At 71.5% G+C, this 12,143-nt stretch carries 7 protein-coding genes; 5 read left to right on the top strand and 2 right to left on the bottom strand.

From position 1 onward, the window contains the following. Positions 1-35: 35 nt before the first annotated feature. Both O7543_RS27495 and O7543_RS27500 read right to left on the bottom strand, forming a co-directional pair. Positions 36-1,574 (bottom strand): AMP-binding protein, encoded by a 1,539-nt coding sequence (locus O7543_RS27495; protein ID WP_281551204.1) that lies wholly within the window; start codon positions 1,572-1,574, stop codon positions 36-38. Beyond that, positions 1,571-7,180, bottom strand: a complete 5,610-nt coding sequence (locus tag O7543_RS27500; protein ID WP_281551203.1) for a non-ribosomal peptide synthetase/MFS transporter — start codon at positions 7,178-7,180, stop codon at positions 1,571-1,573. Before O7543_RS27500 ends, O7543_RS27495 begins: the two co-directional genes overlap by 4 nt. A 183-nt stretch (positions 7,181-7,363) precedes the next feature. Here O7543_RS27500 and O7543_RS27505 point away from each other — a divergent pair, with 183 nt between their 5' ends. The 5 genes from O7543_RS27505 (at position 7,364) to O7543_RS27525 (ending at position 12,140) form a co-directional block, all read left to right on the top strand. Then, a complete protein-coding gene (locus O7543_RS27505) occupies positions 7,364-8,773 on the top strand; it encodes a condensation domain-containing protein (RefSeq protein ID WP_281551202.1) in 1,410 nt (469 codons plus the stop codon). A gap of 139 nt (positions 8,774-8,912) precedes the next feature. Continuing rightward, positions 8,913-9,161 carry a hypothetical protein gene (locus O7543_RS27510; RefSeq protein WP_281551201.1) on the top strand — a complete coding sequence of 83 codons (249 nt, stop codon included), beginning with the start codon at positions 8,913-8,915 and terminating at the stop codon, positions 9,159-9,161. Between the two features lie 185 nt (positions 9,162-9,346). Then, the gene (locus O7543_RS27515; RefSeq protein WP_281551200.1) at positions 9,347-9,802 is read left to right on the top strand and encodes a hypothetical protein; all 456 of its coding nucleotides are present in this window, start codon (positions 9,347-9,349) and stop codon (positions 9,800-9,802) included. 858 nt (positions 9,803-10,660) lie between these two features. Then, a complete protein-coding gene (locus O7543_RS27520) occupies positions 10,661-11,929 on the top strand; it encodes an IS4 family transposase (RefSeq protein ID WP_281567164.1) in 1,269 nt (422 codons plus the stop codon). Further along, positions 11,904-12,140, top strand: a complete 237-nt coding sequence (locus tag O7543_RS27525) for a hypothetical protein (RefSeq protein ID WP_281551197.1) — start codon at positions 11,904-11,906, stop codon at positions 12,138-12,140. The genes O7543_RS27520 and O7543_RS27525 overlap by 26 nt, the downstream gene beginning before the upstream one ends. Positions 12,141-12,143: the final 3 nt, after the last annotated feature.

The raw sequence follows: 12,143 nt of genomic DNA on the forward strand, positions 1-12,143 counted from the left end.
CGATGTCGGACGGTGCGGCCGGGTCGGAGCCGCGGTCAGCCCGGCGGGTCGAACAGCGCGGCCAGCGCCCGTTTGAGGACCTTGCCGGCCTCGTTGCGGGGCAGCGCCTCGACGACCAGCACCCGGGCCGGCAGTTGGTAGTCGGCGAGCCGGTCGGACAGGAAGGCACGCACCGCGGGCAGGGCGAGTTCGTGCGGTGCATGCCCGGCGCGGGGTACCAGCACCGCCCCGACAGCCGACCCGAGCACGGGGTGCGGGACGGCGACCGCGGCCGCCTCGCCGACGGCGGGATGCTCGTGCAGCGCGGCCTCCACCTCCAGTGAGGAGATCTTGAAGGCACCGGACTTGATCATGTCCTGGTGCCGGTCGGCGAGGTACAGGTAGCCGTCGGCGTCCAGCCGGCCGAGGTCACCCATCCGGACCCAGCCCTGACGGAAGGTCGCCTCGGTGGCCGGGCCGTCGCGGTAGTACGAGCGCGGATGCGGGCAGCGCAGCCAGACCTCGCCGACACTGCCCGGCGGCAGCGGCCGGCCCTGTTCGTCGGCGATCATCAGCTGACCGTCTGCCGGTCGGCCCACGGCGGCCCGCCGTGCCGGGTCGAAGATCATCACGGTCTGGGCGGGGGCGGCCTCGGTCGACGAGTAGTAGTTGACGATCGTCGCGGCCGGGAACGTCGCGGCCAGCCGGGTGGCGACCGCCGGTGCGAGCGCCGCCGCCGTCGACCCGATCAGCATCACGCCGGAGGTGTCCCGCGCCCGCAGGGCACCGGAGTCGAGCAGTTCGATCGCCATCGACGGGACCAGGAAGACGGTGCCGGTGCCGGGCGCGGTCACCAGGCGGGCGAACCGCGCCGGGGTGAACCGGGGCAGGGTCAGCGCGGCCGGCTTCGCGGTCAACGCGTTGAACAGCATGGTCTGCCCGGCGTTGGTGCCGATCGGGAAGGCGTGCAGGAAGCGTTCCGAGTGGGCCAGGGCCAGCCGGCGCGGGTGGTTCGGCGCCCCGGCCACGAGGTTGGCGTGACTGGCGCCGACGCCCTTGGGTCGGCCCGTGGTGCCCGAGGTGTAGAGGATCTGAGCCAGGTCACCGGGGCGTGGCGGGGGAGCGGGCGCGTCGGTGCCGTCGGCGACCAGGTCGGCGAGCGCCAGTGGCGCGACCCCGGCGGGTACGGCCGGCGCCGGTCCGGCCGGAGCGGTCAGCGGGCCGTGCAGCACCAGCCGGGCGGCGCAGTGCCGCACCGCGTACTCCAGTTGGGCCGGGGCGAGACGGTCGGACAGCGGCACCGCGACCGCACCGGCCCGCAACACCGCGCAGTACGCCACGGCGTAGCCGGTCCACTCCCGCGCCGCGAACACCAGCGCGATCCGGTCACCGGGGGTCACCCCGGCCCGTCGCAGCGCGGCGGCCACCGCCAGCGACCCGACCCGCCAGTCGGCGAAGGTGAGCTGGCCCACGCCGTGGACCTCAATGGCGACCCGGTCGGGGTGCAGGGCGCAGCGCCAGTCGAGCAGTTCGGGTACGGTCCGAGCGGCCGGCGCGGCGGCCGGCCGCCGGGGGACACCGGTAGCTGGGCTCATCGGCCACCGCCGGGGGACGCCGGTTGCTGGGCTCGCTGTCCACCGCCGGGGGACGCCGCCACCCGGGCCTGCCGGGTCTCGATGCCGACCAGGTCGTCCGGCGGGGCGTCCGGCACCTCGTCGTCGAACCGGGACAGCACCCGGGTACGCATGGAGACGATCGCGGTCAGCGCGATGCAGACGCCGAAGGCGATGTAGAGCAGGGCGATGCCCCGGCCCGGACCGACCCCGATCACCAGCCCGACCGTGCCGGCCAGCGCCCCGTCCGGCATCAGCAGCGGCTCCATCAGGCTGGTGGCCAGCGGGGCGATCACCCCCCAGCCGAGTGGCATCGTCGACCAGGCGACCATCTGGTTGAGCGCGAAAACCCGACCGTGGAACCGGGGCGGCACCTTGATCTGGATGATCGTGTTGTAGATGCCGTTGACCAGGCCGAGCGCGCAGTACATGCCGAACGCCCCGGCACCGATCACCAGCAGGCTGGGGCGTAGCCCGGTCACCGCGCAGGCCACCGCGATGCCCAGCGTGCCGATCAGCACGGCCCGCATCCGGTAGCGGCGTGGGCCGCCCCAGACCAGCATCACCAGCCCGCCGACGGCCGCGCCGACCCCGCCGGTGAGCGCGATCCGGGCCACCTCGGCCAGCTCAGCGAAGCCCAGCACCAGCGGGGAGAGCAGGAACAGCACCGGGAACAGGAACAGGTTGAGGGCGGCGAAGAAGGCGAGCATGCCGCGGAACTCCCGGCGGCGCAGCGAGTAGCGCAGTCCGTTGAGAATCTCCTGCCCCAGGCTCTCTCGCCGCTGCAGCGCCAGCGTGCGGGGGAACCGGATCGCGATCAGCACCGTGACGGCGAAAACGTACGCCACCACGTCAATGATCATGATGCCGCGCAGTCCGACCGCCTCCAGCAGCGCGACCGCCAGCAGCGGCACCATGAACTGGGTCAACCCGACTGCGGTCTGGGTAAGGCCGTTGGCGTGGCCGAGGAAGCGTTTCGGCACCAGCTGCGGCACCGCCGACACGAACGACAGCCGTTGGAACGCCAACGCCACCGACAGCCAGCCGACGAGCAGGTAGAAGTGCCAGATCTCGGCCCGGTCGGCGATCAGCAGCCCGGCCATCACCGCCTTGGCGCCGCCAGCGGCGACGCTGGCGGCCAGTAGCACCCGGCGGCGACTCGTCCGGTCGATCAACGCCCCGGCCAGTGGGGCGATCAGCAGCCCGGGAAGCAGGCTGACGATCGAGAACAGGGCGAACCGGGCCAGCGAACCGGTCTCCAGATAGATCCACAGTGGGACGGCGAAGTTGGTCAACGCGGTGCCGGTGGTGGTGACGATCTGACCGGCCGCGACCAGACCGAACCGGCGCAGGCTGGGCTGTGGCCCACCTGCCCGGTCCGGTCCGGTCGCCGCCCGGTCCGGTGCCGACGGTCCGGACCGGGCCCCCGGCGGATCGGCGGCCGGGCCTCGGTCGGAGACCGCGTGCAGCCGCCACGCCGGGTCTTCCACCCCCGCATCGTCGGTGGGTGGCACGTCTGGTTCGGCCGGTACGGCGAGCCGGAGGTGGACGCCGGTGACGATCTCCGCCAGCTCGCCGGCCCGGTACTTGAGGAAGTAGTGCCCTGCCTCGTCGATCACCGCCAGCGCGGTGCGGTCGGACAGGAAGTGCCACTCCTGGAAACGTTCCTCATGGAAGTCGGTGCCCCGGTCGCGTTCCCCGACGACCGAGATCACCGGGGCGCGCAGCGGGGTCACCTGGTCGCGCATCAGCGCGGTGAAGTAGTCCTCGCTGACCCGGGCGTCGTGACGCATCGCCCGGATCAGGAACGCCGCCTCTTCCGGGTCGAGGGAACCGATCGACGTGCCCTGCGCCTGCAACCAGGTGCGGTAGATCCGGTCGCTGCGGACCCGCTCCACCAACCGCAGCCGCAGCAGCGGACCGAGCAGCCCGCCGGTCGGCCGGCCGAACGGGAAGATCGCACCGAGGTAGACCGCGGTCAACTCCCGCCCGGCCTGTTCCAGCCGGCGGGCCACCTCTACGGCGAGCGCCCCGCCGGGCCCACAGTGGCCGTAGAGGATCAGCGGTCCGTCGACCCGGTCCAGGATCTCCGCGACCACGCCTTCGGCGACTTCGTCGATCGGTGCCGGCTCGTCGGCCAGCCCGATGTCGTGCCCGGGCATCGCCACCGACAGCAGCCGCCAGCCGGCCGGCAGCGCGTCGGCGAGTGGCTGGTAGACCACCGCGCTGCCGCCGCCGTACGGGACACAGACCAGGGTGGCGACCCGCTCGGCGGCGGAGGTCGGTGCGGTCAGCTCATGCAGCAGCCGACCCCGCTCGGTGTCACCGTCGGTCAGCAGGGCGGCGAGTTCGCGTACGGTGCGGTGCCGGAACAGGTCCATCACGCTGACAGCCGGAGGCGCGCCGTCGCCGACGCGGACCGTCGGCAGTTCCCGGCGCAGCCGGGCGACCACCTGGGTGGCCAGCAGCGAATGCCCGCCCAGCTCGAAGAAGTCGTCGTCGGCGCCGACCCGGGGCACCTGCAGCACCGCCTGCCAGACGGCGGCGATCAGCGTCTGCACCGGACCGGTCGGCTCGACGTACTCGCGGGCGGGTTGATCGTCGCCCGGTTCCGGCAGCGCCCTGCGGTCGATCTTGCCGTGCTCCTGCAGCGGCAGCCGGTCCAGCCAGCAGTACCGACTGGGGATCATGTGGTCCGGCAATCGGTCGGCGAGCAGCCGGCGCAGCTCGGCCGGCTCCGGCCCGTGCGCCGTCTCCGGTGCCGGGTCCTGCGGGGCGCGTTCCAGGTAGCCGACCAACCGGTCGTCACGCAGCAGTACGGCGGCCTGCCGTACCCCGGGAATCTCGCGCAGCGCCGCCTCCACCTCACCCAGCTCCACCCGGTAGCCGCGGATCTTGACCTGGTGGTCGGTGCGGCCCAGGAAGAGCAGTTCGCCGTCGGCACGCCACGCGCCGAGGTCACCGGTGCGGTACAGCCGGGAGCCGGGCGGACCGAACGGGTCCGGGACGAACCGCTGCCCGGTCAGCCCGGGCCGGTTCAGGTAGCCGCGGGCCAGCCGGTCGCCGCCCAGGTACACCTCACCCGGTACGCCGACCGGCACCGGCCGCAGCCGGGCGTCGAGCACGTGCACCCGGGCGTACGGCAGTGGGCGGCCGATCGGCACGCTGCCCGGCCCCCGCTCGTGCGCCGACACCCGGTAGGTGGTCACCCCGACGGTGGCCTCAGTCGGTCCATAATGGTTGAACACTGGTACGCCGTGCCCGGCCAGGTCCGCCGCCCAGTCCAGGTCGGCCGCCTCCCCGCCCAGGATCAGCGCCCGCCGGGGCAGCAGCCGCGCCGTGTCAACCTCGGCGGCCAGCGCCCGCAGATGCGACGGCGTCATCTTCAGGTAGTCGATCCGTCCGGTGCGCAGCGCGTCGGCGAGCTCCTCGCCGGTGCATCGCCTCGGCACCAGATGCACGCAACCGCCGGTCGCCAACGCCAGGTAGAACACGGTGACGCTGAAGTCGAACGACAGCGACTGCAGCAGCGCGTACCGGCCGGCCGGCACGACGTCGAACCGCTCGGCGACCCCGTCCAGATAGTTCAGTACCTGCCGGTGGGCGACCGCGACCCCCTTGGGCACGCCGGTCGAGCCGGACGTGTAGATGACGTAGGCCAGGTCGTCGCCGCCCGCCGCCCCTGCCGGCGGCCCGGTCGGCTGCTTTGCGACGACCGGGGCGATCCGGTCCAGGCAGGTCGCCCCGGCGAGGGCCGCCTGGGCGGCGTCGCCGCCCAGCTCGGCGCGGATCGCGCTGCTGGTCAACACCACCGTCGGGGCGGCGTCGGCGAGCATCAGCCGCAGCCGGGCGGGTGGCTGCTCGGGATCGAGCGGCAGGTAGGCCCCGCCGGCCCGCAGTACGGCGAGCAGCGCGACCGCCAACTGCACCGACTGGTCCAGGCAGACGCCGACCAGGTGGCCCGGCGCGACACCCTGCTCCCGCAGCTGGTGGGCCAGCTGGTTGGCGCGTCGGTCCAGCTCGGCGTAGCTGATCAGGTCGTCGCCGTGGACCACGGCGGGTGCCTGCGGGGTGGCCGTGGCGTGCCGGGTGACCAGGTCGCCGAGGTTGACCGCCCCGGCAGTGGCCGGTCGTGGCCGGTCGGTGCCGGGCACCGGGCCGGTGCTGAACGCGGTCAGTTGCCGCTGCTGTGCGTCGTCGAGCAGCGGCAGATCCACCACCGGCCGGTCCGGGTCGGCCACCGCGGCGCGCAGCAACGCCCGGTAGTGCCCGGTGAGCCGTGCCACGGTGGCGGCGTCGAACAGGTCGGTGTTGTAGACCAGCATGGCCCGCAGCCCGTCGCCGGTCTCGCTGACGTAGAGCGACAGGTCGAACCGGGCCGCCGCCGTGTCGCTGCCGAACGCCCCGGTGGTGATCCCGCGCGGCCAGCTGCTCCGCGCCCGCGAGTAGTTCTGCAGGGTGAACAGCACCTGGAACACCGGCGCCCGACTGACGTCGCGGGCGACGTTGAGCTCCTTGACCAGACGTTCGAACGGGACCTCCTGGTGGCTCAGCGCCCGTAGCACCCGCCCCCGGGTACGGCGCAGCAGCTCACCGAAGCCCGGCTCACCGCCGTCGCCGGCACTGCTGGCACCACCGCGATCGCCGGCACCGCCACCGCCGGCGCCGTTGGCCGGTGCCCGGGACAGGTCGGCCCGGATCGCCACCGTGTTGACGAACAGCCCGACGAGGTTCTCCACCTCCGGCACCACCCGGCCGGCGACCGGTGATCCGACGGCGAAGTCCCGCTGCCCGCTGTACCGGAACAACGTCGCCTGCCAGCCGGTGAGCAGCGTCATGTAGAGGGTGCTGCGGTGGGCCCGGCTCAGCCGGCGCAGCGCCGCGGTGAGCTCGGCGTCGAAGCCGAACCGGTGCACGTCGCCGGCGTACGACTGCACGGCGGGTCGGGGCCGGTCGGTCGGCAGCTGCAGCGGCGGCACTCCGGCGAGCGCCCCGGTCCAGTAGGTGAGCTCCCGCTGAACGGCCGGCCCGTCCCCGCGTACCCGCTGCCAGGCGGCGTAGTCGGCGTAGTCGATGGCCGGTGCCGGCGGCACCGGCAGACCGTCGGTGAGCGCGCCGTAGAGGGCGGCGACCTCGGCCAGCAGCAGGTTCAGCGACCAGCCGTCGCTGACGATGTGGTGCATCCCCACATGCAGCACCTGGTCGTCATCGCCGAGCCGGACCAGGAGCACCCGCAGCAGCGGTGCGACGGCCAGGTCGAACGGGGTCCGCACGGCGGCGTCGACCAGCTCCCGGGCGTGTGCCTCGTTGTCGGCGTCGAGCACCGTGAACGGTACGGTGACCTGCGGTACCACCTCGACCTGCGGCTCGCCGTCGAGGTTCTCGGTGAACCGCATCCGCAGGCTGTCGTGGCGGGCCGCGGCGGTATCCACTGCGGCACGCAGCAGGTCGGCATCGAGCGGTCCACCCATCCGTACCGTGCTGTGCACGACGTAGCCGGCGGTACCCGGCGTCAGCTGTTCGGTGAACCAGATCCGCTCCTGACCGAACGACAGTGCCGGACTTTCCCCTTTTCGGTGCTGAATCACTTGTGATTGGATCGGGACATCCTGCGCTGGTACGTCGAGATTCGTCACCCGGATTGCCTTTGATTCGTCTACGTGAGCCATCAGCCTGACCCCCGTCGTCGGCACAGCGGAATCAACTTTTAGTGCACTGTGGTACGGACGAATGATCGATTCGATGCATGTCGTGCCGTCGTACCGTCGGGAATGCGATTCGTCGATGCCGTCGTGCCCGCCGAGTGGGCCATGGACGAGTTGGTCCACGCGGAGTTCCACGGTGGTCGGACTGAGGTGGCCCACATGACCTGGGCGCAGCAGGTCATGTGGCGGGCCGCCGCCCTGTCGAGGACCCAGCACCTGTTCCTCAACCTGCGTCGGGTGCTGGCGGTGCCGCGTCGGGCCCCGGCCGACCTGTCCAGCGTGGTGCGGGCAATCGGCGTGCTAGTCGGCCGGCACGGCGGGCTGCGTACCCGGGTATGCCGGACGGCGGACGGCACGTCGCGGCAGGAGACCGCGGCGGCCGGGCAGGTCCCGGTCCTGGTGGTTGCGGGCACCGGCGACGGCGCCGTGGCGGCCGCCGAGCTCACCCGCCGGCTGGGTGATGTCGCCTTCGACCACGGTCGGGAGTGGCCGGTGCGGTTCGCCGTGGTGCGGGTCGACGGCGTGGTACGCCAGCTGGTGCTGGTTTTCAGCCACTCGACCGTGGACGCGTACGCGGTCGAGGTGGTGCTGCGTGACCTGCGGCTGATCCTGCTCCGGGGCGACCTGGGCACCCCGGCCGGGCTGCAGTCGGTGGACGTGGCCCGCCGCCAGCACGGGCCGGACCAGCGGCACTCGGGCCGTACCGTGGCGTACTGGCTCCGGCAGTACCGCCGGCTGGCCGACGTCTCGCTCGACGAGCCGGCGCCGCCGGCCACCCCACGGCTGCACCGGGGCACACTGGTCTCGTCGGCCGCCGCCACCGCCGCCCGGATGGTCGCCGCCCGGCATCGGGTGAGTTTCTCGACGGTGCTGCTCGCCGCTACCACCGCCCTGTCCGCCGGAGCGACCGGGCGTCAGGTCTGCGGACTGTTCAACATGTCGCACAACCGCTTCCGGCCCGAGTACGTCAATGCGATCGCCAATCTCGGTCAAATCGGCTTCTGCGTGCTGGACATCGCCGATCGGCCGGGATTCTTTGAGCTGTTACCACGGATCTATCGGGTCGCGCTAGACGGCTATTTGCACGCCTACTACGACGCCGTCGCGATGCGGACGAGGTTCGAGGAGCTCGGCTACGACTACACCACCGCATTCCTGCCGCACTACTATTTCAACGACGTCCGGCTGCCCGGCGGGGACGTGGTGGACGACGTGCCGCCGGTAGCCGAGCAGCAGTTGCGGGCGACCGCAGACGGCAGCCACTTCACTCTCATCGACGGCCTGGACGCCGCCTCCTGGCACCGCCTGCTGCACGTGGTGGACGAGCCGGAGGCGCTCGGCCTCACCTACACGGTCGACACCCGGTTCCTTGCGCCGGAGACGATCGAGCCGTACCTGCGTGACCTGGAGGCGCTGCTCATCGAGGCCGCGTACCGGGACGTGCCCTGGCCCTGGCAGCCCGGCGGACGCGGCTGAGCCGACCGGCGCCCAGTATCCGGGTCGCCGTGCCGTCCGCCGCCGTGGCACCGCTGACCTGGAGCCAACGCGCCACCTGGCCAGACCGGGCTGCCTTCGACGCCGCCCCGGCGATGCCCACCTGCCCCGCACCCTGCGGGTGCCCGACCGGGTCGACACCGACGTCGAGCGGCTGAGCCGGGCGGTCGGGCTGCTCGTCGAGCGGCATGCTGCGCTGCGGACCGGGTTCCGGCCGGCCGGCGACGACTTGGCCAGGTGGTCGCGGCCACCGGCACGCTGCCGGTACGCCTGTTCGCCGCACCGCCGTCGCGGGCCGACCCCGACGGCGCGCGGGCCGCGACGGAACTGGCCGCCGACCCGGTGGACCACCGTGACGAGTGCGCCCTAAGGGTCGGCCTGTTCCAGATCGCCCCCCCGGGTGCGCCAGATCGCGTTGGTGTTCAACCAACCATGCTGCGGTCAACTACCGCGCGGCCGAGATCGTGCTACGTGACCTGCGGCTGCTGCTACTGCGCGGGGCGGTCCCGAGGCCGGCCGCCTGGCAGTTGGTTGATGTCGCGGCCCATGAGCAGCATGAGGGTTCCCGCTCGGATCACGCCGCACGCTACTGGTTGGACCAGTTCGCCCGGTTCCCGGGGTGAGGCGTTCCCGGTCGCCGTCCGGCGCCGGGTCAGCACCGCCACCGTGCTTTTGACGATGTCCGGCAACCGGTTCCGGGCCAGGTACGACTCCGAGGTCGCCAGTCTCAATCAGATAAGTTTGCGCCACCTGAACCTCTCGCACAGACCCGCAGCGGCGGGGCCGGGCGGCTTCGCCGAGCTGCTGGCCCGGACCTGGCAGGCGTCGCTGTCCGCGCACCGGTATGCCTACTACGACCCGGTGGCGATGGCCCAAGCCTTCGCCGGTCAGGGCCACGACCTGGCCAGCGCCCTCGCGCCGTACTGCTTCGTTAACAATCTGTGGCCGCCACGCGGATCCGGACCGGCGCCAACGGTAGCGCCCGCACAACTCATGACGATGACCGGTTGAAGCTGTTGAGCTGGGATGCGGCGCCTGCCCGCTTCGCCTGGCGGTGTCGGTTCCATGGACGCCTCCGACGGGGTGTCGCTGGTGGTGACGGCGTCCAGATCGAAAAGCTGCTGTGGAGTGTCGAGGTGACCCTGACCGAGGCGGCTGTGCCGGTGCGTGACGGACCGGTAGCCGCCCGATGGTGCCGGCTGCGATCAGCGTCGCCGTACCGTTGCGAGTGGCTGCCTCGCGGTGGCCTGCTCCCCGGGGCGGCCCGTCAGAGGCACGGAAGTGCCCTGCCCCCATCCACGTTTGTGCGGGGATGGGGGCAGGTCGCGGTAGGTGTGGTTGCCTACGGGCCGCGTGTTGGCTTCCGCAGGTGACCTGATTGGCCACCGCGACCGGGTTCGCCGGCGTGAGGGGAGCCACTGAGCCTGAGCAGGTTAGCGGTGGCGGCGGCAGGTGCTGTGGTGGCCTTGGACGATGGTGAGCTGCGCCGCACCTCGACGTGGGTCCATAGCGGTCCGGACCGGTGTGACCTCGCCCCGGGGCACGCGGATCCGATGGAACCGGACTTTCCGCAGAATAGGTTCAAGTCAAGTCAAGTATAAACGAATTGCATCGGGCGCTGGCGTCGGTCAAAGTTGATCCTGTGCGCGGCTGCAGTTTACTTCGGTTGGCCTGCTTGTTCGACCGGGTGGTCCGTACCGCAGATCGATCCGCGGTGGACGGGTGATTTATTTATGTCTGCCGATGTTGATGAACTGGGCGTGGCGTGCAATACTCTAGTAAGTTGACCGTCTAGCCGTGCGGGGGGCTGTGGATGGGGCTGAGGCCAATGCCGTTAACTTAGTGTGGGGCGGTCTATGATCTCTGCTCGTGGCGAGGGCTGGTCAGGTCAAGGCGGGGTCGCGGGTTCGGTTGCCGGATCTGGTGGGGGTCGGGGTGTTGACGGCGGCGTTCCCGCCGGAGTCGGTGGATCTGGCGATCGAGGAGTGGGATGCGCGGGAGCAGCGGCATCGGCTGCTGCCGGCTCGGTTGATGGCGTACTACGTGATGGCGTGCGTGTTGTTTCTCGACAGCGCGTACGTGGAGGTGTGGAACAAGCTGCTGGGTGGGCTGTCGTGGGCCCGGCGGTACCGGATGCGGCGGCAGGTGGGGATGCAGCCGTCGGTGGCGGCGCTGGCCAAGGCCAGGGTGCGGTTGGGGCCGGAGGCGATGCAGGGGGTGTTGGCGACCTCGATGCGGCCGATGGTGACCGACGCGGCCGCGGCGCCGTGGGCGTACTTCCATGGGTTGCGGAAGCTGGCCGCCGACGGGTTCACCATGAATGTGGCTCGGACGCCGGAGAACGTGGCGCGTTTCGGGATGCCCTCGAACTCGGCCGGACCGGTGGGGTATCCGCAGGTCCGGGTGGTGGCGCTGGCCGAGGTCGGTACCCGCTGCCTGCAAGGCGCCGCCGTGGGCGTGCTGGCCACCGGGGAGCAGAACCTGGCCCGCACGTTGTGGCCACGGTTGGGAACCGGGGACGTGGTCGTGGCCGACCGTAACTTCCTGTCGTACGAGGACCTGACCGCGATCGTGGCCACCAACGCGCACGCGGTACTGCGAGTCAAGGCGGGGGTGGACCTGCCGGTGCTGCAGGTCCTGGCCGACGGCTCGTATGTGTCGAGGATCGCCGACCCGCAACAGGCACGACGGCTGCGCCGCCGCAAGACGAAGGTACCCCCTGAGCAGATCCCCGGCATCAGCGTCCGGGTGATCGAGTACACGGTGGAATCCGAGCCGGACGAGCACGGCAACCGTGAGGTCAGCGAACTGTTCTGCCTGGTGACCACCCTGCTCGACCCGGACGCCTACCCCCTGCGGGATTTCCCCGAGCTCTACCACGAGCGGTGGACCCTGGAGACCGCGATCGGTGACGTGGAGACCCGGCTGCGCGGCGGCGCCGAGGTCGTCCTGCGGTCCGGGCGCCCGGACCTGGTCTACCAGGAGGTCTACGCATTGCTCTGCGTCTACCAGGCCATCCGCGCGCTGATCGTCGCCGGTGCCGAACACGCCGACCTGGACCCCGACCGCATATCGTTCACCCGCACCGTGCAGGCAGCCGCGCGTCACGTCAGTGACGACGCGGCCTTTTCCCCCTGACGACCTGGCCGATCTGGTCGCCGACGTCATCTACGAGATCACCGACGAACGCAACCTCCTACCGGCCACGCCCCGCATCCGCAGCTTCGCCCGCCAACAACGCCAACCCGGACGCCGCTACCCCCGCCAGACAGACGACTACAAGAAACCCCTACCACCCCGCACCAAGATCAGGTTGTGGGTCCTGACCAGGCCAGACGCGTTAAGTTGACGG

The sequence above is a fragment of the Solwaraspora sp. WMMA2080 genome (genome assembly GCF_027497395.1).
Lineage (GTDB): Bacteria > Actinomycetota > Actinomycetes > Mycobacteriales > Micromonosporaceae > Micromonospora_E.